This window comes from Halomonas sp. MS1, from assembly GCF_024182575.1.
Lineage (GTDB): Bacteria > Pseudomonadota > Gammaproteobacteria > Pseudomonadales > Halomonadaceae > Vreelandella.
Genome location: NZ_CP098926.1, coordinates 634,132 through 657,557, shown reverse-complemented (window position 1 = coordinate 657,557; position 23,426 = coordinate 634,132). Strand labels below are relative to the sequence as shown.

Annotated in this window: 18 protein-coding genes; 11 read left to right on the top strand and 7 right to left on the bottom strand. The window is 54.6% G+C overall.

Annotation, left to right across the window (positions count from 1 at the left end; all coding sequences use genetic code 11):
* Nucleotides 1-202: 202 nt before the first annotated feature.
* The 5 genes from hslU to NF683_RS03025 form a co-directional block, all read right to left on the bottom strand.
* Nucleotides 203-1,525 (bottom strand): ATP-dependent protease ATPase subunit HslU, encoded by a 1,323-nt coding sequence (hslU, locus tag NF683_RS03045; protein WP_172421953.1) that lies wholly within the window; start codon nucleotides 1,523-1,525, stop codon nucleotides 203-205.
* 10 nt (nucleotides 1,526-1,535) lie between these two features.
* Complete coding sequence (gene hslV / locus NF683_RS03040) at nucleotides 1,536-2,069, bottom strand: ATP-dependent protease subunit HslV (protein ID WP_009724832.1); 534 nt, start codon at nucleotides 2,067-2,069, stop codon at nucleotides 1,536-1,538.
* Between the two features lie 210 nt (nucleotides 2,070-2,279).
* Nucleotides 2,280-3,065: an SPOR domain-containing protein gene (locus tag NF683_RS03035; protein WP_253921230.1), complete on the bottom strand. Its 786-nt coding sequence runs from the start codon at nucleotides 3,063-3,065 to the stop codon at nucleotides 2,280-2,282.
* Between the two features lie 3 nt (nucleotides 3,066-3,068).
* Complete coding sequence (gene argS, locus NF683_RS03030) at nucleotides 3,069-4,754, bottom strand: arginine--tRNA ligase (protein ID WP_253921229.1); 1,686 nt, start codon at nucleotides 4,752-4,754, stop codon at nucleotides 3,069-3,071.
* Between the two features lie 191 nt (nucleotides 4,755-4,945).
* Nucleotides 4,946-7,330, bottom strand: coding sequence for a primosomal protein N' (locus tag NF683_RS03025; protein ID WP_253921228.1), 2,385 nt, complete (start codon nucleotides 7,328-7,330; stop codon nucleotides 4,946-4,948).
* Between the two features lie 19 nt (nucleotides 7,331-7,349).
* On the opposite strand from NF683_RS03025, the gene rpmE reads away from it, so the two are divergent.
* Together rpmE and NF683_RS03015 are read left to right on the top strand one after the other, a co-directional pair.
* The gene (gene rpmE / locus NF683_RS03020; protein ID WP_009724828.1) at nucleotides 7,350-7,565 is read left to right on the top strand and encodes a 50S ribosomal protein L31; all 216 of its coding nucleotides are present in this window, start codon (nucleotides 7,350-7,352) and stop codon (nucleotides 7,563-7,565) included.
* A gap of 487 nt (nucleotides 7,566-8,052) precedes the next feature.
* Entirely contained in the window at nucleotides 8,053-9,324 is a 1,272-nt protein-coding gene (locus tag NF683_RS03015) for a malic enzyme-like NAD(P)-binding protein (protein ID WP_089039788.1), read from the top strand.
* Nucleotides 9,325-9,400: 76 nt separating this feature from the next.
* Here the strand turns inward: NF683_RS03015 and NF683_RS03010 are convergent, their stop codons facing one another.
* Complete coding sequence (locus NF683_RS03010; RefSeq protein WP_089039787.1) at nucleotides 9,401-10,225, bottom strand: acyl-CoA thioesterase; 825 nt, start codon at nucleotides 10,223-10,225, stop codon at nucleotides 9,401-9,403.
* 110 nt (nucleotides 10,226-10,335) lie between these two features.
* Here NF683_RS03010 and tadA point away from each other — a divergent pair, with 110 nt between their 5' ends.
* Nucleotides 10,336-10,788: a tRNA adenosine(34) deaminase TadA gene (gene tadA / locus NF683_RS03005; RefSeq protein ID WP_275050935.1), complete on the top strand. Its 453-nt coding sequence runs from the start codon at nucleotides 10,336-10,338 to the stop codon at nucleotides 10,786-10,788.
* 46 nt (nucleotides 10,789-10,834) lie between these two features.
* On the opposite strand, the gene mltF is transcribed toward tadA, so the two are convergent.
* Nucleotides 10,835-12,304, bottom strand: a complete 1,470-nt coding sequence (gene mltF / locus NF683_RS03000; RefSeq protein WP_253921226.1) for a membrane-bound lytic murein transglycosylase MltF — start codon at nucleotides 12,302-12,304, stop codon at nucleotides 10,835-10,837.
* Between the two features lie 165 nt (nucleotides 12,305-12,469).
* On the opposite strand from mltF, the gene purL reads away from it, so the two are divergent.
* From purL to NF683_RS02960, 8 genes are all read left to right on the top strand, one after another.
* The gene (gene purL / locus NF683_RS02995) at nucleotides 12,470-16,396 is read left to right on the top strand and encodes a phosphoribosylformylglycinamidine synthase (RefSeq protein WP_253921225.1); all 3,927 of its coding nucleotides are present in this window, start codon (nucleotides 12,470-12,472) and stop codon (nucleotides 16,394-16,396) included.
* A 227-nt stretch (nucleotides 16,397-16,623) separates the two neighbouring features.
* Nucleotides 16,624-17,415 carry a crotonase/enoyl-CoA hydratase family protein gene (locus NF683_RS02990; RefSeq protein ID WP_253921224.1) on the top strand — a complete coding sequence of 264 codons (792 nt, stop codon included), beginning with the start codon at nucleotides 16,624-16,626 and terminating at the stop codon, nucleotides 17,413-17,415.
* A gap of 1 nt (nucleotide 17,416) precedes the next feature.
* Nucleotides 17,417-19,246: a DEAD/DEAH box helicase gene (locus NF683_RS02985; RefSeq protein ID WP_253921875.1), complete on the top strand. Its 1,830-nt coding sequence runs from the start codon at nucleotides 17,417-17,419 to the stop codon at nucleotides 19,244-19,246.
* A gap of 111 nt (nucleotides 19,247-19,357) precedes the next feature.
* Nucleotides 19,358-20,332, top strand: coding sequence for a segregation and condensation protein A (locus tag NF683_RS02980; protein WP_253921223.1), 975 nt, complete (start codon nucleotides 19,358-19,360; stop codon nucleotides 20,330-20,332).
* Nucleotides 20,329-21,129: an SMC-Scp complex subunit ScpB gene (scpB, locus tag NF683_RS02975; RefSeq protein ID WP_253921222.1), complete on the top strand. Its 801-nt coding sequence runs from the start codon at nucleotides 20,329-20,331 to the stop codon at nucleotides 21,127-21,129. The genes NF683_RS02980 and scpB overlap by 4 nt, the downstream gene beginning before the upstream one ends.
* Nucleotides 21,116-21,988 carry a 23S rRNA pseudouridine(2605) synthase RluB gene (gene rluB / locus NF683_RS02970; RefSeq protein ID WP_089039779.1) on the top strand — a complete coding sequence of 291 codons (873 nt, stop codon included), beginning with the start codon at nucleotides 21,116-21,118 and terminating at the stop codon, nucleotides 21,986-21,988. The genes scpB and rluB overlap by 14 nt, the downstream gene beginning before the upstream one ends.
* 827 nt (nucleotides 21,989-22,815) lie before the next feature.
* Entirely contained in the window at nucleotides 22,816-22,962 is a 147-nt protein-coding gene (locus NF683_RS02965; RefSeq protein WP_253921221.1) for a hypothetical protein, read from the top strand.
* Between the two features lie 96 nt (nucleotides 22,963-23,058).
* A complete protein-coding gene (locus NF683_RS02960; RefSeq protein WP_253921220.1) occupies nucleotides 23,059-23,235 on the top strand; it encodes a hypothetical protein in 177 nt (58 codons plus the stop codon).
* Nucleotides 23,236-23,426 lie beyond the last annotated feature (191 nt).

Sequence of the window (23,426 nt, the reverse complement as noted above, 5' to 3'; positions counted from 1 at the left end):
GGATTGACCGACTATTTGCGCCTTAGCAAATGCGTGAAGGCAAGCGCCACGGCTAACGTTTGATCGACAGGACGTCGATCAAGCACGAGCAACAGGGATGTTGTTCTCGTGCGTAACGTTAGACGCAGCGCAGCCTGAACAGCAGCATTTGCGTGCGTAAAAAGCGGGCAAGCTGCTGCGTGCTATACCGATATAAGCGCGTTTACAAAATATAGCGCGATAGGTCTTCGTCTACTGCTAGCTCACCCAGTTGGGCATTGACGTAATCGGCATCGATGACCAGCGGGCTATCCATGTCGCCGCCTTTAAATGAGGCTTCTTCGAGCAGCCGTTCCAGCACTGTATGTAGACGGCGAGCGCCAATATTCTCGGTGCCTTCGTTCACCTGCCAGGATATCTCGGCAATACGCTCGATACCGTCTGGAGTGAACTCGATATCCAGCCCTTCGGTAGCCAGCAGTGCTTGATACTGCTTGGTGAGCGAGGCGGAGGGCTCGGTGAGAATCCGCTGGAAATCGCCGGGGGTCAGCGCATCCAGCTCAACACGGATCGGCAAGCGTCCTTGTAGCTCTGGAATAAGGTCCGAGGGACGCGATAGGTGGAAGGCACCCGAGGCAATGAACAGGATATGATCGGTTTTGACCATGCCGTATTTGGTTGAAACGGTAGAGCCTTCGATTAACGGCAGCAGGTCACGCTGAACGCCTTCACGGGATACTTCGCCACCGCTAGACTGGCCGCTACCCTTGGCAACTTTGTCGATCTCATCCAAGAAAACAATCCCATGCTGCTCAACGGCTTCGACAGCGCGAGCTTTGATCTCTTCTTCATTGACCAGCTTGCCCGCTTCTTCATCGCGCAGCAGAACCAGTGCTTCTTTGACAGTTACACGGCGCTGTTCGCGCTTTTGCTGGCCCATGTTGGAGAACAGGCTCTGTAGCTGGTTGGTCATCTCCTCCATGCCTGGCGGCGTCATTATGTCGATGCCTTGCCCGTGGGAGGAAACTTCGATATCGATCTCTTTATCATCCAGTTGGCCTTCCCGAAGCTTTTTGCGGAAGGTTTGACGCGTACCACTATCTTCCCGAGGCTTATCTTCCTGACCGCGGGGTGGTGGTAGCAGTGCATCTAGAACGCGATCTTCAGCGGCATCTTCAGCGCGATGGCCGACTTCTTCCTTCGCGTATTCACGAACCATTTTGATGGCGGCTTCCATCAAGTCGCGAATAATCGACTCGACATCCCGGCCTACATAGCCCACTTCGGTAAATTTAGTCGCCTCGACCTTGATGAAGGGCGCTCTGGCTAGCTTGGCGAGGCGGCGAGCAATTTCAGTTTTACCCACGCCGGTAGGGCCAATCATCAGAATATTTTTTGGAGTCACTTCCGGGCGCAACTCATCGTCTAGTTGCATGCGACGCCAGCGGTTACGCAGGGCAATGGCCACGGCGCGCTTGGCATCTTGTTGACCAATGATGTATTGATCCAGGGCGTGGACGATTTCGCGGGGTGTCATCTGAGTCATAAAAAGGGCCTCAACGGTCGTTGATGTTCAGCTCTTCGAGCGTCACGTGGTGATTGGTAAATACGCAGATGTCGCCGGCGATTTCGAGAGACTTTTCAGTGATTTCACGAGCAGAAAGCTCGGTGTTTTCCAATAGTGCGCGGGCACTTGCCTGGGCAAAGTTGCCGCCAGAGCCAATAGCAATAATGCCGCGTTCAGGCTCAACCACATCACCGTTACCGGTAATAATCAGCGAGGCACTGTGGTCCGCCACGGCCAGTAGCGCTTCCAGGCGGCGCAGCGCTCGATCGGTGCGCCAATCTTTGGCCAACTCAACCGCTGCTTTGGTGAGGTGTCCTTGGTATTTTTCTAACTGCGCTTCAAAACGCTCAAACAGGGTGAAGGCATCGGCGGTGCCGCCAGCAAAACCAGCGAGTACTTTGCCACGATACAGGCGGCGTACTTTACTCGCATTGCCTTTCATTACGGTGTTGCCCAGTGATACTTGGCCGTCGCCTGCAAGGGCAACCTGATTACCGCGGCGTACGGATACAATAGTGGTCATGGAGATAACTCCTTGGGGGAGACACATGCTCCCGATGACTGATCGGCCATTTTAAAAGACCGTATAAAAAGCGATTCACAACAAAATGCGGGCGGCTGATAAAAAATCAACCGCCCGCTAAATAAAGCTGTTAGATAAACTGTTTTTTTAACGGGGCTTATGACGGTGAAAGCCTGCCTAGCCCGTTGGTTAACGTAGTCTGTGGTTAGACTAGTTCTGCAGTTGGATCAGCAGTGGCTCAATGCCTTGTGTGGCCATTAAGTCTTGGGCGCGGTTAAGCTCACGAGTATCTTCGTAAGGGCCTACTTGAACACGGTGCCAAGTATCGCCATTAGCCTTTACTTCGCTAACTTGGGCCAGCAGGCTTAAGTTGCGCAGACGGCCACGCAACTGCTCGGCATCGCTTAGCTCCCGAAACGACGCGGCCTGTAGCATGTAGCGGTTAGGCGTGTTGCTGGCAGGCGCTTGCTGGGCAGCGGCCACTTGCTCTTCAGGGCGCATATTAGCTGCAATAACCTGAGCAATAGGGTCATCGTTCTGACGCGCACTTGCGTTGCTTGTCGTTGTTTCGTTGCTTGTCGTTGTTTGGTTAGTTGTCGCGTTGTTACTTGCCGTCGTTTGTTCCTGCTGTGCTGCTGCTTCAGGGCGGTTCACGGTTGATGGCAGTGACACGCCTGGAGCAATGACTTCTGTGTCTGGCAGCAGCGTGTAGAACTCAAACGTTGGCATTGATGGCTCAGCGACGGTTTCTGTTTGACGCGCAGCGCTGCGCTCATCGCTGTCAGCAGGCTTAGGCAAGACAGTCGCTTGGGGCGTGTCTTCCTGCTCTTGCCAAGGAGCTGTGCCATGTTGATGCTGTGCTAGGAAGAAGCCTGCCGCTAAACCTGCTATCCCCCAAAGCCAGCCAGGAATTTTGAATCCGCCACCTGAGCTTTTGCTGGCTTTGCGCTGAGAGGTTGCGCCTCGGCGGGCGGGCTTCTCTTTTGGGCTGGCCATCGCTTACATCTCCTCTGGGGCGCTAACCCCCATAAGATCAAGGCCGTTGCGAAGCACCTGCTTGGTTGCTAGGCCAAGAGCTAAGCGTGTGTTGCGCAGGGTATCGTCTTCGACCATGACTTTAACGGCGTTGTAGCAGGTGTGGAAATCACCCGAAAGATCCAATAGATACTGAGCAACCTGCTGGGGCTCGCGATTTTTAGCGGCGTTTTCAACCACTTCTGGGTAGCGTGCCAAGCGATTAAGCACGGCCTTTTCCTGGTCGCTATCGAGCAGTGCGAGGTTAGCTAGAGCGACGCTGTGGTTGAATGGCTGGTCTGCATCTTCGGCTTTGCGCAGCATGCTGGATACCCGCGCATGGGCGTATTGAATGTAATACACCGGGTTATCGTTCGACTGCGAGCGCGCCAAGTCGATATCAAAGGTAAGCTGCGAATCCGCCCGGCGTGCGGCCAGGAAGAAGCGGGTAGCATCACGGCCAACTTCATCAATCAGGTCGCGCACGGTGACATAGCTACCAGCACGTTTGGAAAGTTTTACCTCTACACCTGAGCGGGTCACCATCACCATTTGATGCAGAACGTAATCGGGCCAGCCTTTGGGAATGCCGACCTCCAGTGCCTGCAAGCCAGCACGAACACGGGTAACCGTGGAGTGGTGGTCAGCACCTTGCTCATTAATCACGGTTTTAAAGCCGCGTTGCCACTTATTCAGGTGGTAGGCCACATCCGGTAAGAAGTAGGTATAGCCACCTTCCCGTTTGCGCATCACGCGGTCTTTGTCATCGCCAAAGTCAGTGGTGCGCAGCCACATGGCACCGTCTTCTTCGTACGTATGGCCATTCGCAACGAGCTTCTCAACGGTCGCGTCTACTTTGCCGTCTTGATAAAGCGATGACTCAAGGAAGTAGACGTCAAACTCAACGCCAAACGCTTTCAGGTCTAAATCCTGTTCTCGGCGTAGCCAAGCGACAGCGAAGGCCTGAATGGCATCTAGGTCATTAGCATCTGCTTTAGCGGTGACTTCACGGTCATCGGCTGCCACCGTTTTGCCTGCCATGTAGTCATTGGCCGCATCAACGATGTACTCGCCGCGGTAGCCGTCTTCTGGCCAGCTGGGGTCATCTGGCCCAAGGCCCTTGGCGCGAGCTTGAACAGAAAGCGCCAGATTTTTGATCTGAGCGCCGGCATCGTTGTAATAAAATTCGCGCGTCACATCGTAGCCGGTGGCTTCTAACAGGCGGCAAATACAGTCGCCTATTGCTGCGCCACGGCCATGGCCAACATGAAGAGGTCCTGTCGGGTTGGCAGAAACAAACTCCACCTGGACTTTCTCGCCCTTGCCAATCAGGCTGCGGCCAAAGGCATCGCCGCTATCGAGCACCTGAGCAACAATTTGAGCGGCCGCATCTGTGGCAGCAAAAAAATTAATAAAGCCGGGGCCAGCAATCTCGGTTTTTTGGATTGCATCGCTCGCGGGGAGGGCGGCGACCAGTAGGTCGGCTAGCTCGCGCGGCTTCTTTGCTGCGGGCTTCGCCAGCATAAGGGCTAGGTTGGTGGCGTAGTCGCCGTGCGCTTTATCTTTAGTGGGGTCAACTTTAATCGTCGGCTGTAAATCGTCGGGCAGCACGCCTTGGTGCTTAAGCGCGTCAATCGCGCCTTCTAGCAAAGTAACAATTGTGTCTTTCATTTAGCTATCCGGATGTCGTCGGTGTCGGCGTGCGCATGGGCAAATACATATTCATGGTAATGCAGTTATTCATATAAATGTAAATGCAGTAGTAAAGCGGCCATTATCGGCAATTGGCGCGCAGTTTCAAAGCCGTATTACGTTACAGGGCGAGCCAATGGCCCACGATATGTCTATCTCTACGCGAGACTCTACGCGAGAGTTTGCGGGTCAATGTCGATTGACCATCGGACTTTGCGCGCCTCACGATTGGCTTCTAACCACTGTACCAGCCAGTTAGCAGCGGTATGGCGCTGGCTACGTTTGTCTGCTGCCAGCATGATGTGCACATGATAACGGTTTTGGCGGCGCTCCATGGGTGCTGGAACGGGGCCTAGGCAGCGCACCGGTAGTTTTACCATTGTTAACCATTGGTGAAGTGCTTGTGCAGCCTGCTGGCCCAAAGCAGTGGCAGCTTCTTCATGGGGGCTTTCAATGCGTAGCAATGCCATAAAGCAAAAAGGCGGCAGCATAGCGAGGCGGCGCTCTTCCAAAAGGCTGCGGGCGAGTGCGCCATAACCGTGCTCCGCAAGTTGGCCCAAGTGCGGGTCATCTGGGTGCAGCGTTTGTACCAGTACTCGCCCTGGATGAGCGGCACGCCCAGCGCGACCGGCGACCTGCTCCAGCAACTGCGCGCTGTGTTCCAACGCGCGAAAATCAGCAGCGTAAAGTCCACCGTCGGCATTAACGACGACGACCAGCGTGACATGGGGTAGGTGATGGCCTTTCGCCAGCATCTGGGTGCCGACGAGCAAGCATGGCTCGCCTCGCTGGATCTCTTTGAGTATCTGCTCAAAACTCTCTTTTTTACGCGTACTGTCGCGGTCAATACGGTGAACGGTGACGTTTGGGAACAAGCCCTGCAGCGTCTCTTCAGTTCGTTCGGTGCCGCTGCCCAGGGCGCGTAGGTCAGCGCTGCCACACTCGGGGCAAGCGTCTGGTAGCGCGCGCCGACTATCGCAATGGTGGCAGGCCAAAAGGGCAGGCTGGCGGTGCAGCGTCATGCGTGAGTCGCACTGTCCGCACTCAGCGATCCACCCACAGCTATGGCAAGCCAGCGTTGGTGCGAATCCCCGTCGGTTAATAAAAACCAGCGCCTGCTTGCCTGACGCTAAGGTGTTTTTGATAGCGGTGATGGCGCCGGGCAGAAGCCCCCCCTGGCGTCGCTGATGACGTAGGTCAATCAATTCAAGCTTGGCTGGTGGGTGTCGGCTGGGACGTTGGGTGAGGCGCAGATGGCGATAGTGGCCAGAAAGCGCTTGCTGCAAACTCTCAAAAGAAGGCGTGGCGCTGCCTAACAGCAGGGGGATGTTGTGGTAATGAGCCCTGGCAACGGCTAAATCCCGGGCGTGGTAGCGAAGCCCGTCGTGCTGTTTATAGGAGCCATCATGCTCTTCGTCGACGATAATGGCGCCTGGGTTTTTGAGTGGCGTAAAAATAGCCGAACGGGTGCCGATAATGACTAGCGCGCGGCCATTGGCAGCGGCTTCCCATACATCCAGGCGCTCCAGGTCGGTAAGCCCTGAGTGTAGCGCCACTACTGGTACCCTAAAGCGGCTCTTAAAGCGCGCCAGGGTTTGAGGCGTGAGACCTATTTCAGGCACCAGTACCAGAGACTGCTTGCCCTTAGCGGCGAGGGCTTCAATTAGCTGAAGGTAGATTTCGGTTTTACCGCTTCCGGTCACGCCTTCAAGTAAGCAGGGATGGTAGTTTTCGAGCTTTTCATGCAATACGGCAAGTGCCGAGGCCTGCTCTCTGTTCAGCGGCAGTGATGGTGAGGCCAGCAGGTTGCCACCAGTGGACGGTGTTGCGGTTAGCGTGGTTTCCTGGGCACGGGCGAAGCCCTTTTTTTGCAAGGCTAGCAGCTGTTCACGGGTGAAACCATGAGCAGTGATTGCTCGACCAGCCAGTCCATGTGGATGCTGACGCAGCAGGGCATACAGCTCGGCTTGTTTCGGTGCTCGCTGAAGCGGCAGGTCGTCCCCAGGTGATAGCGGCAGCCACAGGGTCTGTGTTCGTCCCCCCATCGGGTGGCCCTGGCGCAGCCGAGCGGGCATGGCCAGCTGCATTGTGTCGCCTAAACTGTGCTGATAATAACGGGCCGCGAAATGGCATAGCCACTGCCAGTCGTTGGGCAGGGGGGCGTCATCGAGCACCTCGCTAATAGCGCGTAGCTTCCCGTGAGGCAGTTCGCTGCCATTGGCAAGTTCTGCCACCACGCCGACCACTTCTCTGCGGCCAAAGGGGACGCGCACTCTAAGGCCTATTTGCCAGCCACAAGCGGGTGGTTGGCGTGTTGGTAAATAGTCAAATAAACGCCGCAGCGGTGATGGTAGAGCGACTTTTAGCACTTGAAAAGGTGCTGTGGACCCGCCTTGAGGGCGTGCCTGGTTAGAAACAGAGTCGGACAATTGGCCTCCGGCGTTTAGTTTGCTAGAATACGCGGCCGCTCTGAATCTATAGGATGGAGCGGTTAACCGGTTAGCAGTTTTTTCAAACCCGTATGCGGTGCTTGGCAACGGATCAGGTGGCGGCATACAGCTCATGAGGCTCAAGATGAAACAAGGTATCCACCCGAATTACAACACGGTCACCGCTAGCTGTTCTTGCGGTGCAAGCTTCCAGGTTGGTTCTACCTCTGGTCAGGACTTCTCTCTGGACGTGTGCTCCAACTGCCACCCGTTCTACACTGGTAAGCAGAAGCAAGCGACCACTGGTGGCCGTGTAGAACGCTTTAACAAGCGTTTCGGCGCTGCCGTTAAGCGCGGCTAATCCTAACGGATTTGCGCTGCTGCAAACACACAATGTGTTTGCAATATAAGCCCACGCTACGGCGTGGGCTTTTTATTCTCAGAGGCACGCTTTTTCCATTTTCCTTTCCCTTCCTTACCTGATAGGCCTTTTGAAGGCTTATTCTACCTAGTAATGATGCATCCATGGATGCTTCTAGCAGATGCTTTAAATAGATACTTTTCCACAACCGCTTCTGCACAGATAGGCCTGTGGAAAAAAAAACTGGTTTTTTATAATTTTTAATGGAATTTATTTTCATAAATGCCGCATTGCATCAATAAGCAAACCTTTATGGCTATCGCGTTCATTTATAAGTTGCAGCAAATAGTGTTGAAAAGTTACGAACATGTTGGAAACAGGGTTGAAACAACTGTTTTTCCGCAAAGTTTACTACGTGCTTGAGGCGCATGGGTTTTTTCTATATTCTGGAGTGACTTTTCTACTTTAGGCTGATTGGACCTTGACCATGATGGATGCAAATAAGCAAGCGGCTTTGGATTATCACGCTAAACCGATTCCCGGTAAGCTGTCTGTGGAGTTAACCAAACCCACAGCTACCGCGCGTGATCTGGCGCTGGCGTATAGCCCTGGCGTTGCTGAGCCGGTTCGCGAAATCGCCCGTGAGGCGGAAAACGCGTATCGCTACACTGGTAAAGGGAATCTGGTCGCTGTCATTTCTGACGGAACTGCCATTCTAGGTCTTGGTAACCTTGGTCCGCTGGCCAGTAAGCCGGTTATGGAAGGTAAGGGCGTACTGTTTAAGTGCTTTGCAGGCATTAACTCAGTCGATATTGAAGTGGATGCTGAAAGCCCTCAGGCGTTTATCGATACGGTGGCGCGCATTGCGGATACCTGGGGTGGTATTAACCTGGAAGATATCAAAGCACCCGAATGCTTTGAAATCGAAAAAGCCTTGATTGATCGCTGCAGTATTCCAGTATTTCACGATGATCAGCATGGTACGGCCATTGTGACCGCTGCCGGTATGCTTAATGCGCTGGATATTGCCAATAAGCGCATTGAAGATGTGAAGATTGTCTGCATGGGCGCGGGGGCAGCAGCGATTGCCTGCATGCGTTTGCTAGTGTCTTGTGGCGCGAGTAAAAAGAATTTGGTGATGCTTGATCGTCGCGGTGTTATTCACGCTGATCGCGATGGCATTAACGAGTATAAAGCTGAATTCGCCCGCCATACCAATATGCGCACGCTAGACGATGCCATCGACGGTGCTGATGTGTTTATTGGTCTTTCAGGCCCAGGGCTGCTTTCTGCCGAGCAAGTGAAAAAAATGGCCGCAGACCCGGTTATTTTCGCCTGTACTAACCCAGATCCGGAAATTCACCCGGCTGTGGCCCGCGAGGCACGTCCTGATGTGATCATGGCCACCGGTCGTTCGGATTTCCCGAATCAGGTAAATAACGTATTGGGTTTCCCGTTTATTTTCCGAGGTGCTTTGGATGTTCGGGCGACACGCATTAATGAAGCCATGAAGCTGGCTGCTGTCCACGCCCTGAAGGATCTAGCTCGAGAGCCGGTACCCCAAGAAGTGTTAGACGCCTACGAGCGCACTGAGATGAGCTTTGGGCGTGAGTACATTATCCCGACGCCGGTCGACATTCGCCTGCTTGAGCGAGTTTCTTCGGCGGTGGCTCAGGCAGCCGTAGACTCAGGTGTGGCGCGTAAGCCTTATCCCGCGCACTATCCGCTCAAAACAATTAATGACGTTTACGGTGCGTAAACTTTATAGCGCACGTTGATGTATCCTCCGACGCCCGCTGATAGCGGGCGTCGGTGTTTTTGCGAACCGGTGCGCTTTAGTGCTGTTGCGGGTAACGCACCAGTCCTTCTTGAGCGGTAGAGGCCACTAAGCGACCATCGCGTCGGTAAATATGACCGCGCGCTAAACCGCGGGCACCGCCAGCCCAGGGAGAGTCAATCACGTAGAGTAACCAGTCATCCAGACGGGGATCTTCGTGTAGCCACAGGGCATGGTCCAGGCTGGCGATGCGCAGTTTGGGATCGGTGAACTTGATACCGTGGGGAACCAGTCCGGTCGTTAGTAGGTTGAAGTCTGATGCGTAGGAAAGCAGGTGGCGATGCAGGGCTGGATCATCGGGCAGCGTTCCGCCCGCTAGGCGAAACCATAGGCACTGACCTGCAGGCGATGCATTGTCTGGATTGCCTTTTAAATGCAAAAACTCGATAGGATGACCTGGGAAGCGCGCATGCTTTACATCTCCACTTTCGATTAACGCTTCTGGCGTAGGCACGTGGGGCATGGTGCGCTGGTGGCTAATGCTCTCTTCGGCGCTTTGAAACGAAGCGCTACAGAAGAAAATCGGGCGCCCTTTTTGAATAGCGGTAACGCGCCGAGTAGTAAAGCTACCACCATCGCGAATGGTGTCTACTTGGTAGACGACGGGGCGGTGAGGGTCGCCGGGACGCAGAAAATAGCCATGCTGTGAGTGTGGGCGGCGATCATCGGGCACGGTGCGGGCCGCCGCTGCTAATGCTTGGCCTAATACCTGGCCGCCGTAGAGCTGTGGGAAGCCGAGGTCTTGGCTTTGGCCACGAAATAGCGTCTCTTCAAGTGTTTCCAGCTCTAGTAAGCTTACCAGTAACTTCAGCGCATCGTTCATTCTCGGTATCCTTAGTGCTGTCCGTTTGGCCGCTAATGTTTGCCAGGGTATCTTTGCGGCTATGGCACAATTAAAACGATCGTTTTGCTACCTTAGCGGAGTTTGTCTTGATACGCAGCGACGAATTTTACATGCACCGAGCGCTTGACCAAGCACACCTTGCCTTTAAAGAGGGTGAGGTGCCGGTGGGGGCCGTAGTGGTGGATGCTTTGGGTACCATTATAGGATCAGGGCGAAACTCACCGGTAGCGAGTTGCGACCCTAGCGGTCACGCGGAAATTGGCGCGCTGAGAGCGGCGGGGCAGCAGGTAGGTAACTACCGCTTAGAGGGCTGCACACTCTTTGTGACGCTTGAGCCATGCATGATGTGTGCGGGTGCCATGGTCCATGCCCGATTAGCACGCTTGGTTTATGGTGCGGCAGAGCCGCGCACGGGGATGGTCGAATCAAAAGCTAACCTGCTTGCTCAGCCGTGGTTCAATCATCAAGTAGCCGTCACTAGTGGCGTGCTGGCAACGCCGGCAAAAAAATTGCTAAAACAGTTTTTTGCTACGAAACGCTAGCCCGCTACTATCGTCAACGAGTGGCGGTATTGTGGGTAGCAGTCAATCATTGCTCCACGGGTGGAATAATATCAAAGAGTAACAGAGGCTCATCGCTAACCAGCGTTTGTCCCAACTGGAAAAACTGCTGGCGACTGCGTTCGACGTACTCAATCATCTCGTAGTAGCGGCGAATGTTGCGTACATAGATCACCGGCTCACCGCCGCGTGCATAGCCATGGCGAGTTTGGCTGTGCCATTCCCGTTGCTGAAGTAAGGGCAGCGCTGCACGGACATCTTGCCAGCTGTCTGGGTTGCCGCCGCGCATTTCGGCGATCTTGCGGGCATCGTATAGGTGTCCAAGTCCCACGTTATAGGCCGCCATCGCCATGTAGAGCCGGTCATTGCCGACAATGCTCTCTGGCAGACGATCTTTAATGCTGCGTAAATAGCGGGCGCCACCATCAATACTCTGGGCAGGATTAGTGCGGTCAGCGACGCCCATCTCGCTGGCGGTTGGGTTGGTGAGCATCATTAGGCCGCGCACCCCGGTGGGAGACACTGCGTTAGGGTCCCAGTGAGATTCCTGATAGCCCACGGCAGCCAGCAGTTTCCAATCAAACCCCGTGTCTCGAGCAGCCTTTTTGAAAAGCTCGCTATAGGTTGGCAGGCGTTCATCAAGGTGGGCTAAAAATGTGCGTGTTCCCACGTACTCCAAATAATCATCATGGCCAAAATAGCGGCTGACGAGCTGCTCCAGCGTGCCATTTTCCTGCAGTTCTTGAAGGAACTGATTGGCAGTTTCCAATAGCCCCAGTCCGCGCCCGCTGGGCACTGCCCAGGCTAATGATAGCGGCTCTCCTAGCAAGAAGCCGCGCTCGACGTTAGGAAAAAAAAGCCGATTGAGACGAAACTGATGATCAAAAATAATCGCGGCATCCAGCGTGCCGTTTTCCACCCGCGCCAGCAGTTCTGCTACTTCAAGCTCGTGAGACTCTTTCCAGCTTAAGCTTGGGTAGTCGCGCTGAAGGGCGAGGAGTGATTGGCTGGTGCCTGCTTCGCTAAGCGTGCCTAATTCCAAACCAACTAAATTTTTTGGCTCGTTTATGCCGTTCAAGCCGCGACGATAAACCACCAGTGGCTGCATCTGGATAATTGAGCGGGTGTAATGAATGCCGGGTGAATCTGGCAGCAAGGGGAGCGCCGCAGCACCTAGGTCTCCTTGTTCTCGTACGGCTGGCAGCACGCTTTCAGGATGGTGGCTTGCATTGAGATTTAAGCTAACCCCCAAATAGTCAGCAAACCGATGCATCAGCTCATATTCAAAGCCAGTGGGGCCTTGGCGGCCTTCATAGTAAGTGGTTGGTGTGTTACGGGTATGAATAGTAATAAATTCTTTCGCGATGATCTGGGCGAGGTGCTCACCTTGCGGTACCGGCGTGGTGGCGCGCGGAATTAACGCTAAGAAAAGCGTAACAATGACTGCAAAATAAGCGCGATAACGCGTTATAAAATGTCGGCAAATCAACGTCAGCATGGCGTCTTGTCGGCATGAAACAAGCTGCCACGATACCCAGCCTGAGAGATGCTGTCACCTTGTTGATTTCGTGTGGCCGCCGCTTTCCAGTATCATAGTGAGATTGCCGCGCTGCGGCCCACTGATTTCCCGCACGAACTCTTCCTGCTTTAGAGGCTCCCAGATATGCTCGAACTGCGAGGCGCACCTGCCCTTTCTGCCTTCCGCCATGAACGGCTGTTAACGGTGTTGCGTGAACGTGTTCCCGAGGTGGAGGCGTTGTCCGCCCATTACGTCCACTTCATAGACCACCGCGAGACACTGGATGATGCTGCCCAGGAGTGTTTGGCCAAGCTGCTTGATTATGGCAGCCACGCGAGCCAAGACATTCCTGAAAACGCCCAGCGCTTCCTGGTTGTGCCGCGTTTAGGCACCCAGTCGCCATGGTCTTCTAAAGCAACTGATATTGCTCATAACTGTGGGCTGCACCAGATTGATCGCATCGAACGTGGTGTCGATTATCGGGTAGCGCTGCGCAGTGAGCCTAGCGCTGAACAGTTAGACGCGATCAGCGCGTTACTGCACGACCGTATGACGGAGAACGTGCTGTCTGACGTTGCTGATGCGGTCAAACTGTTTGCTCATCATACCCCTGCGCCACTGGGCAGTGTCGATATCTTGGAAGGTGGCCACGAAGCGTTGGCGACAGCCAACCGAGAATTAGGGCTGGCGCTTGCCGACGATGAAATCGACTATCTAGTGGCTGCGTTTATTGAGCTTGGTCGCAACCCTAGCGATGTCGAGCTGATGATGTTTGCCCAGGCGAACTCGGAGCACTGCCGCCACAAAATCTTCAACGCGGACTGGGTTATTGATGGTGAAGCCCAGAGCCATTCGCTGTTTAAGATGATTAAGAACACCTTTGCGACCTCGCCGGATAACGTACTCTCGGCTTATAGCGATAACGCGGCGGTGATCAAGGGTAGCCAGGGGGGGCGCTTCTTCCCCACGCCACTGACTGGCGCTGAGGGGGAGCGGGCCAGCTACGACGCCCACCAAGAGCCCATCCACATTCTGATGAAGGTGGAAACCCACAACCACCCTACAGCGATTGCACCATTCCCAGGCGCGGCGACCGGTTCTGGCGGTGAAATTCGTGATGAGGGGGCGACCGGTATCGGCGGCAAGCCAAAGGCCGGCCTGTCGGGCTTTACCGTATCCAACCTGCGTATCCCCGAGTTCGTACAGCCCTGGGAAGCATTTGACTACGGCAAGCCAGAGCGCATGCAGTCAGCGCTGCAAATTATGCTGGATGGCCCCATCGGTGGTGCGGCGTTTAACAATGAATTTGGCCGACCTAATCTGACGGGCTACTTCCGTACCTATGAGCAGGATACGCTGAGCGACGATGGTATCGAGCGTCGCGGCTTCCACAAGCCGATTATGCTGGCCGGTGGTTATGGCAACATTCGTGCTCACCATGTGCAGAAAGGCGAAATTCCCGTTGGTGGCAAGCTCATCGTGATGGGTGGCCCGGCCATGCTGATCGGCCTGGGTGGTGGTGCCGCGTCTAGCATGGCATCAGGCGAGTCCAGCGCGGACTTGGATTTTGCCTCGGTGCAGCGGGAAAACCCGGAAATTGAGCGTCGCGCCCAGGAGGTCATCGACCGCTGTTGGGCGCTGGGCGATAAAAACCCGATTCGCTTTATTCACGATGTAGGTGCAGGCGGGCTTTCCAACGCCTTACCGGAGCTGGTCAAAGACGGTAATCGCGGTGGCCTGTTCAACCTGCGTGCAGTGCCTAATGCTGAACCGGGTATGAGCCCGCTGGAAATTTGGTGTAACGAAGCCCAAGAGCGTTATGTGCTGGCCGTTGCCCCTGATGACTTAGCTACCTTTGACGCACTGTGCAAACGCGAACGCTGCCCCTATGCGGTGGTCGGCGAGGCCATGGAGCATCATCACCTGGAAGTTCGTGACGGCCATTTTGATACCAAGCCGGTCGATCTCCCGATGAGCGTGTTGTTTGGCAAGCCGCCGAAGATGACGCGCTCGTTTGAACGTCAAACCCCTGAGCTATCTGGCGTTATGCTCGACAACCTGGATCTACGCGAAGCGATGGATCGGGTGTTGCGCCTGCCAACCGTGGCATCGAAGAGCTTTTTGATTACCATTGGCGACCGTTCAATTACCGGCCAAGTCGCCCGCGATCAGATGGTTGGCCCTTGGCAGGTACCGGTGGCCGATGTGGCCGTGACCACTGCTAGCTTCGACACCCACGCTGGTGAAGCTATGGCGATGGGCGAGCGTCCGCCAGTGGCACTGATTAATCCTGCTGCTAGTGCTCGCTTAGCGGTTGCCGAAGCGATTACTAACTTAGCCGCGGCGCCCATTGCCAAACTGTCGGATATTAAGCTTTCAGCGAACTGGATGAGCGCTGCCGACCATCCCGGTGAAAACCAGGCGCTCTATGATGCTGTACATGCCGTAGGTATGGAGCTGTGTCCGGCACTCGGAATTGCCATTCCGGTGGGTAAGGATTCCATGTCAATGCGTACCGCTTGGCAGGAAAGCAATGAGGCTGACGAAAAGAGCATCACATCGCCGCTTTCGCTAGTGGTGACGGGGTTCGCGCCGGTGACCGATGCGCTGGCGACGCTGACACCGCAAATCAATCTAGAACAGGACGAATCAGACCTGATTCTGATCGACTTGGGTAATGGCCAAAACCGCTTAGGTGGTTCTGCGTTGGCGCAAGTCTATGGTCAAGTCGGTAATGACTGTCCTGATGTTGATGACCCAGAAGACCTGAAAGCGTTTTTTGAGGTCATTCAGGGGCTCAACCGCGATGGCAAACTGCTGGCCTACCACGACCGCAGTGATGGTGGCCTGCTGGTCACGCTGTTGGAAATGGCCTTTGCTGCCCATGCGGGCCTTGAGATTAAGCTGGACTGGCTGATTGATGAGCCGGTGGAAGCGTTCAATGCGCTGTTCTCTGAAGAGCTGGGTGCGGTGATTCAGGTGAGCCGTGAGCACACTGAAGAAGTGCTCACCCAGTTTGCCGTGGCAGGTATCGAAACATGCGGTGTTATTGCGCGCCCCCGTTATGACGACCAGGTGCGGGTAACGCTGTTTGAAGAGCCGCTGCTGGAAACCACACGCCAACTGACCCAGCGCACCTGGGCTGAAACCAGCTACCGCATGCAGGCACTGCGTGACAACCCCGAATGCGCTAAGAACGAATTCGATAGCTTGCTGGATGTTCGTGATCCTGGCTTAAGTGCCGCGCCTAGCTTTGATATCAACGATGATATCAGCGCGCCGTTTATTAACACGGCCAAGCCCGCTGTTGCTGTACTGCGCGAGCAAGGCGTTAATGGTCAGGTCGAGATGGCCTGGGCGTTCCATAAAGCGGGCTTCGACGCTGTGGATGTACACATGAGTGACATCCTGGAAGGGCGTGTTTCGCTTGATGAGTTCAAAGGCTTAGTCGCCTGCGGTGGTTTCTCTTACGGCGACGTGCTGGGCGCTGGCGGCGGTTGGGCAAAGTCGGTGTTGTTCAATGAGCGTGCCCGTGAGCAGTTTGCCAACTTCTTCACCCGTGATGACAGCTTCTCGCTGGGTGTGTGCAATGGTTGTCAGATGCTCTCGCAGCTAAAGACACTGATTCCGGGGGCTGAAAGCTGGCCTGCGTTTGAGCGTAACGAATCTGAGCAGTTCGAAGCACGTGTAGCGATGGTGCGGGTAGAGAAAAGCCCGTCGATTCTGCTGGCGGGTATGGAAGGCTCTAAGTTACCGATTGCTGTGGCCCACGGCGAAGGACGTGCTGAGTTCCGTGATACCGCGCATCTGCGCAGTATGCAGTCCAGCAGCCAGATAGCGCTGCGTTATATCGACAACTACGGTCAAGTAACAACCCGCTACCCAGCTAATCCTAACGGCTCGCCGTCAGGAATCACCGGCCTAACCACACCGGATGGCCGTGTGACCATTATGATGCCTCACCCAGAGCGGGTGACTCGCGCGGTCACCAACTCCTGGCGTCCGGCCGAATGGACTGAGGATGGCGCTTGGCTGCGTTTATTCCGTAACGCCCGTGTATGGCTGGGCTGATACGCCCTGCCATGCTAAAGAAAAGCGGCCTGCGGGCCGCTTTTTTTCCTGTGGTGGAGAAGTGATCTTGGTGGTAGTTGCGATAGAATGAAACGTTCGTTTGAAAATACTTCGTCTTCGCGCCACACTCAGTTCACAAGCGCGTTTATCACATCATAAGCGCACTACTTCACAAGCTCAGCTATCGCCCATCGATGGCGAGCCAAAGGAATCTTCTGGGAGCCCGAATGCATCAAATCCTCAATGAACGTGTGACTCTGACCTTCGCTGACCACGTGGCTGAGGTCATGTTGTCACGACCTGACCACCACAATGGCCTGGATTGGGCCATGATTGATGGTCTGTTGGCAGCCCAACAGTGCCTGACCCAGCTCGCTGGGCTGCGTGCGGTGGTCTTGAGTGGCGATGGTGACAGCTTTTGCGCGGGGCTCGATATGGCGTCGATCATGAGCGAGGCGGAACGGCTGCCCACCCTGCTGGCGCCCGACGAAGCGGGTATCAATCCGGTTCAGCGCTTGGCTCTAGGCTGGCGCGAGGCGGGCGTTCCCGTGGTAGCTGCTCTGCACGGGCATGTTTACGGCGGCGGCTTGCAGATAGCCTTGGGCGCCGATATTCGTATTCTCCACCCCCGCGCACGTCTGGCGCTGTTGGAGATTGATTGGGGCATCATTCCCGATATGGCCATTAGCGTGACGGGCGTGGGTCTGCGCCAGGATGTACTTCAGGAGCTGGCGATCAGTGGACGCAAGGTGTCAGGGGAGGAGGCCTATCAGTTGGGCTTGGGCAGCCGCCTGAGCGATACGCCCCTGGAAGCCGCCCGGGAAACCGCTGCGCTTATTGCTTCGCGCTCACCTCGTGCCGTCGCTGCGGCTCGTGAGCTGTTTGCACGCAGCCCGGATTTAGCCCCTCGTGATCGACTAGCCCTCGAAGCGCATTTGCAGCAGCAGCTTTTAGCCGGTGCCGAGCAGCGTGAGGCGGTGAGTGCACGAATGGAGCGTCGCGCCCCGCGTTTCGACTGACATGCCTCAATTCAGCCCTTCCAGCGATCCCATTTCTGGCTCACCACCCCGTTTACGCCCCTACCAAACGGAGGCGGTAAAGCGCGTGGTGGGCCACTTCCGTGCCAGCAGCGCGCCTGCAGTAGTGGTATTACCCACTGGAAGCGGTAAGTCGTTGGTGATTGCTGAGCTGGCCAGGCTAGCCCGTGGCCGTGTGCTGGTGCTGGCCCACGTGCGTGAGCTGGTTGAGCAAAATCATGCCAAGTACCAAGCCTACGGGCTTCAGGCAGATATTTTCAGCGCAGGTCTTAAGCGTAAAGAAGCCAGCCGACAAGTGGTATTTGGTTCGGTGCAGTCGGTGGTGCGTAATCTGGAGCGCTTCAGTGACGCCAGTTTTACGTTACTGGTGATTGATGAATGCCACCGAGTATCGCTGGAAAAAGATGCCAGCTATCGTCAAGTGATTGAGCATCTGCAGCGTCAGAACCCACAGCTAAAAATTCTCGGCTTAACCGCCACGCCGTTTCGGTTAGGGCAGGGGTTTATCTACCACCGCCATCACCACGGCATGGTGCGCGGTGATGAAGCGTGTTTCTTTGCCGACTGCGTCTTTGAACAGCCGCTGCGATTGATGGTGAAGCAAGGTTTTTTGGCAGCGCCTAAACGGCTGGATATGGCCATTGAAGGCTACGATTTTTCTGCCTTGGCCCCTGCGCCCAGTGGGTTGTTTCGTGAGGAAGAGCTCAATCGCGTTGTTGCCGGTAGCCGTGCTACGCCAAGGATTATTCAGCAGGTGGTTGAGTACGCTGAAGAACGTCAAGGGGTGATGATTTTTGCCGCAACGGTCGCTCATGCTGAAGAAATTATCAGCTACTTACCTGCGGACCAGGCGGCGTTGATTACCGGCGCGACGGCCTCCCAAGAGCGCGCCTCTCTGATTGAGGCGTTCAAGGCGCGTGAGCTTAAGTTTCTAGTTAATGTGGCCGTGCTAACCACAGGGTTCGATGCGCCCCATGTGGATTTAATCGCTATTCTGCGGCCCACGGAATCGGTGAGCCTTTATCAGCAGATTGTTGGCCGAGGGCTGCGTTTATCACCGGGCAAAACCAACTGCCTAGTGTTGGATTTCGCCGGTAATCCCTGGGACCTTTATGCGCCAGAAGTCGGCGAGCCAAAACCAGACAGCGACAGCGAACCGGTCCAGGTTGAGTGCCCGGCGTGTGGCCATGCCAATCTATTCTGGGGTAAGCGTGATGGAGAACTGGTGATTGAGCATTTTGGCCGCCGCTGCCAGGGTCTGGTAGACAATCCCAATCCGCCCGCTAAGCCGGGCAAGGGCAGGCAGGGCACCGATCAACAACAGTGTGATTTTCGCTTTCGCTTTAAAGTTTGTGAGCAGTGTGGCGCTGAGAATGATATTGCCGCCCGCCGATGTCATGGTTGCGAGCAACTGCTGGTGGATGCCGACGATAAGCTCAAAGACGCACTCAAATTAAAAGATGCCAAAGTGCTGCGAGTCAGCGGTATGCAGTTAGAGGCCACGACCAATGGGCGGGGGCTACCACGCCTAAAAGTGACCTATCACGATGAAGATGGCGCGAGCTTGGCAGAGTGGTTTGCGCTGGAAACGCCTGCTCAGCGGCGGGCATTTTATGCTGTTTTTTTACGTAACCACCTGAGTGCCCCAGGCGCTAAGTGGCAGCCTGCTTCGCCGACCGAGGTGGTCGAAGAGCAGCGCCGCCTGCGCCATCCTGATTTTGTTGTGGGGCGTAAAGTTGGGCGGCACTGGCAGCTTCGCGATAAGCTGTTTGACTACCAAGGGCGTTATCGCAAGGCGGCTGAGGCAGGCTAGCGATAATGCCTCGATAGGTGACACGCTGTTACACTGGCGAGCATAGCCATTTAACTAACCATGGGCGCTCAACTAACCATGGATGTTTAACTAAAAAGGAACACGCCCCGCGTGAGCGAGACGCCAAACGCCCCCGTTGATCACGAACTTATTGAGCCAACTGCCGAACCGGTAGCGGCAGCGCTTGGGCGTCTGTTTGATGAGCCCATCATGCAGTTGCCGGAGGATCTCTATATACCGCCAGAGGCGCTACGCGTGTTTCTAGAGGCCTTCGAAGGGCCGCTTGATCTGCTGCTCTATCTTATTCGCCGTCAGAACCTGGATATTTTGACGATCAATGTGGCAACCATCACTCATCAATACATTGAGTATGTGGAACTGATGAAAGCCATGGAGATTGAGCTAGCCGGAGAGTACTTGTTAATGGCGGCTATGCTGGCGGAAATTAAATCCCGCACACTACTGCCGCGCCCACCGAAGGCAGAAGGCGAAGAGGAAGAAGATCCCAGGGCTGAGCTAATTCGCCGTCTGCAAGAGTATGAGCGCTTAAAGGAAGCCGCCGAAACGTTGGACACGCTGCCTCGGGTAGGGCGTGACTGGTTTAGTGTGCAAGCGGGTCTGCCCCCGTTAGAGGCGCGGGTAATTCATCCCGATGTAGGGTTAGATGAGCTGCTTGGGGCGCTGTCGGATATTCTGAAACGCGCTGAGCTGGCGCAAGCCCACCAAATCAGCCGCGAGGTACTCTCTACCCGCGAACGCATGCTGAAAATTATGGAGCAGTTAAGTCACGACGGGGACCATCAGCGCTATACCCCGTTTGAAGCGTTGTTTACGCTGGAAGAGGGGCGTGCTGGAGTCGTTGTTACGTTTATGGCCATTTTAGAATTAGCCAAAGAAGCCATGATCGAAATTGTTCAGAACGCGCCACTGTCGCCCATTCATGTGCGTGCGCGACGTGCAGCCCTCACGGATGGAGAAGAGAGCGCATTTGAAGAGGCTGACTCAGACGATGACGCCTCAGAGTCTGCGTTTGAAGAGTACGCGTTTGAGGAGTCAGCATTTGAACCTGACGAGGAGTCGCCGTGAGAGACACCACGTTAGACGATATTATTGAAGCGGCATTACTTGCCGCTGGCGAGCCGCTTTCTCTAGAGCGGCTTGAAACGCTGTTTTTAGCAGACGAGTGCCCGTCTAAAAAAGCACTGCGCGATACATTGTCCCGCCTTGTCCTGCGCCATGAAGAAGGAGCGCTGGAGCTAGTAGAGACCGCATCAGGATTTCAGCTGCGTATTCGCCCACGGCTCTCTCATTGGGTGTCGCGCCTATGGGATGAGCGGCCACAGCGATACTCCCGGGCATTGTTGGAAACACTGGCGCTGATTGCTTATCGACAGCCGGTGACGCGGGGTGATATCGAAGACGTGCGCGGTGTAAGTGTTAGCAGCTCTATTATCCGTACGCTAATGGAGCGGGGATGGATTCGCGTGGTAGGCCATCGAGATGTGCCTGGGCGACCAGCCGTTTATGCCACCACCCGCAGCTTTTTAGATGATTTTGGCTTGAAAACCTTGGATGCATTGCCGCCGATGCATGAACTGGTCAATGCCGATGATAGCGATACGGTTATTGAGCAAGATGAAGCACAAACAGCACTGGACGAAACGCCAGAAACCGTGCAGGATGCGCCACCCCAGAGTGAAGAGATAGCTTCAGCTGAGATTGTTGCAGCAGAGATAGCTGATAAACACGCCGAGACGGCGTTAACCCAGCCGCTGAGTTTTGCCGATTTAGAGGCGCGCTTAGCGGCACGTGCGCAGCGTAACGATGATGATGCGCGCACGCAGACTAACGATGTGAGGTCAGACGACCATGAGTCAGAGTAATAACACCACGCCCCCCGCCAGTGAAAAGCTGCAAAAAGTACTGGCCCGGGCAGGGCTAGGGTCACGCCGTGAAATGGAAACTGCCATTTCCGATGGCCGGGTAAAGGTTAATAGCCAGGTAGCCAAATTAGGCGATCGAGTAGAAGCCCGCGATAAGGTCAGTTTTGATGATCGCCCGGTGTCGCTGCGCCCCGAAGAGGAAGTGCCGCGCCGTGTGATTATGTACAACAAGCCGGAAGGAGAGTTGTGCACGCGTAAAGACCCAGAAGGGCGGCGCACGGTGTTTGAACGTCTCCCGCGCCTGAAAGGCGAGCGCTGGGTTGCCATAGGTCGTTTGGATATTAACACTAGTGGCCTGTTGCTATTCACTACAGACGGTGAGCTTGCAAACCGGCTAATGCACCCTTCGACCCAGGTAGAGCGTGAGTACGCGGTTCGAGTGATGGGTGAAGTCAAGCGCGAGCATATTGTCGCCATGGTTGATGGCGTCATGTTAGAAGATGGTCCTGCGCGCTTTACTGACGTACAAGAGTTTGGTGGCGAAGGCATTAATACCTGGTTCCACGTGGTGATTTTAGAAGGTCGTAACCGTGAAGTACGCCGCCTGTGGGAATCTCAGGGGCTAACGGTTAGCCGTCTGAAGCGGGTGCGCTACGGCAACATCTTCCTTGATAAGCGCGCTAAAGCAGGCGAGTGGGTTGAGCTCTCCCAGGATGAGGTCGACGACCTAGCCACATTAGCAAACTTGGAAACTCGCAAGGTGCCAGCACTAACACCCGACGAGAAAAACCGCTGGAGCCGTGATAAGCATAAACGCCGCCCGGTTCAAGCTATGCGTAAGCCTAAGCGTCGCGAATAACGATCATCACTGTCGGCACTATGACGAATAGTGCCTCTCTGGTAATTCGATTAGGGTCTCTTTAGACATCAATATCTTCGAGGCCCTTTTGTGTTTTCAGCAATGCTCTGTGGTGCGGCCCCCCATCCCTGTGCTGATTTTTTGCCATCTACGTTACCGAGTTGGGATTAAGCCCGACCGGCGGGCGTGCATTTCCTCTCTTTGATCAATGTTGATTCTCTAAAACCTTTGAACTTCATCGAATGAGAAAGCTTTTCTGAAGGGGAGATATCTTTCTTACAGGGAATAAACTTTGTAACATTTTGATGCCGAGTTACACAATATCAGTATTTAAGCTAAACACTTAGCCGAACTAACGCTTGGAGGTTCGGATAGTAGTGCAGACTGTTCTGGGTGAATGATCAGGTGTTTTAAGAGCATTAGGTTAGCCTTATATTAGTTGGATTCAGGTTATCTCCATAAACAATTGGTTTTTTTTTATATGCTTTTTTGTGTAGTCATTTTTTGGCTGTGATTCCTTTCGGTGAGCCTGTGGTTGAAGAAATCGTGTGATTGATGGGGTGAAGAGTTAGTAGCTAAGAGCTATTGGATAGCATTCTTTTGTTGCGATTTTTTTTAATTGGTCTAATTTCGATGAGTATGAGGAAGATACTAAATACGCTAAGCCGATAGTTAATTCTTTGCATGCAGGGGGGAGTGGGAAGAGCCTCGCTATAGTTTACAGTACGGCTAATGTAAACATTTTTCGTGCGGGTTATAACTCCGACGACGCGGCGCTTTATTACCGTATCTACGATTAGCAAGGTAATTTCCTAACGGATCAGTAAATGATTGTTATGGGAGGTGATGGAGCCGGACTACCCAATAACAATAATGTCAACTGGGACTCCATCTACGTGGCGCCGACAGGGGGGATGACTTTGTCGTGGGCTGGCTGGGGGCTGATCATGACGGCGATGGCACCTCTGCATTGATCAATCTGATGACTCCGGGGTACGACACTATCGCGGTGGCGCACCGCCCGTCGTGAGTCAGCCGAAGTCAGTTCGATGATGTTTAGACTAAGCGATATGGATGATGGAGCTGGCGATGGAGAGATGGTGTTGCCTGAATTTGACAGCAACTATGTGAAAGAGGAACAAGTGTCAAGTGGCTCTGAAATGACGGAGGAGGTACCGATGGGCGGCTTCTCCGAGCCGCAGAATCCACTTGCCGATGAGCTTGATCAGGACACATATGTGGTTTGATTAAGGCTTTAATGTTGGCATTACTGCCAAAGCACCGGGCCCAAGGGCCCGATGCTTTTTTTGGTTAAGGTAAAGATGACCCAATATTGGCACGCAGTTTTTTGCCATCAATGCAGCAACCCTCAGTGGTATTGATGGCAAAATGCTGGAATAGAAGCTGTAAGGAACGCTGTTATGTCAGCCCAAGTGAT

Excerpts from the sequence above, each read along its gene's own strand:
- hslU (WP_172421953.1), bottom strand. The coding sequence starts at position 1,525 with ATGACTCAGATGACACCCCGCGAAATCGTCCACGCCCTGGATCAATAC.
- hslV (WP_009724832.1), bottom strand. The coding sequence starts at position 2,069 with ATGACCACTATTGTATCCGTACGCCGCGGTAATCAGGTTGCCCTTGCA.
- NF683_RS03035 (WP_253921230.1), bottom strand. The coding sequence starts at position 3,065 with ATGGCCAGCCCAAAAGAGAAGCCCGCCCGCCGAGGCGCAACCTCTCAG.
- argS (WP_253921229.1), bottom strand. The coding sequence starts at position 4,754 with ATGAAAGACACAATTGTTACTTTGCTAGAAGGCGCGATTGACGCGCTT.
- NF683_RS03025 (WP_253921228.1), bottom strand. The coding sequence starts at position 7,330 with ATGCCGCCACCTGATCCGTTGCCAAGCACCGCATACGGGTTTGAAAAA.
- rpmE (WP_009724828.1), top strand. The coding sequence starts at position 7,350 with ATGAAACAAGGTATCCACCCGAATTACAACACGGTCACCGCTAGCTGT.
- NF683_RS03015 (WP_089039788.1), top strand. The coding sequence starts at position 8,053 with ATGATGGATGCAAATAAGCAAGCGGCTTTGGATTATCACGCTAAACCG.
- NF683_RS03010 (WP_089039787.1), bottom strand. The coding sequence starts at position 10,225 with ATGAACGATGCGCTGAAGTTACTGGTAAGCTTACTAGAGCTGGAAACA.
- mltF (WP_253921226.1), bottom strand. The coding sequence starts at position 12,304 with ATGCTGACGTTGATTTGCCGACATTTTATAACGCGTTATCGCGCTTAT.
- purL (WP_253921225.1), top strand. The coding sequence starts at position 12,470 with ATGCTCGAACTGCGAGGCGCACCTGCCCTTTCTGCCTTCCGCCATGAA.
- NF683_RS02990 (WP_253921224.1), top strand. The coding sequence starts at position 16,624 with ATGCATCAAATCCTCAATGAACGTGTGACTCTGACCTTCGCTGACCAC.
- NF683_RS02985 (WP_253921875.1), top strand. The coding sequence starts at position 17,417 with ATGCCTCAATTCAGCCCTTCCAGCGATCCCATTTCTGGCTCACCACCC.
- rluB (WP_089039779.1), top strand. The coding sequence starts at position 21,116 with ATGAGTCAGAGTAATAACACCACGCCCCCCGCCAGTGAAAAGCTGCAA.
- NF683_RS02965 (WP_253921221.1), top strand. The coding sequence starts at position 22,816 with ATGATTGTTATGGGAGGTGATGGAGCCGGACTACCCAATAACAATAAT.
- NF683_RS02960 (WP_253921220.1), top strand. The coding sequence starts at position 23,059 with ATGGATGATGGAGCTGGCGATGGAGAGATGGTGTTGCCTGAATTTGAC.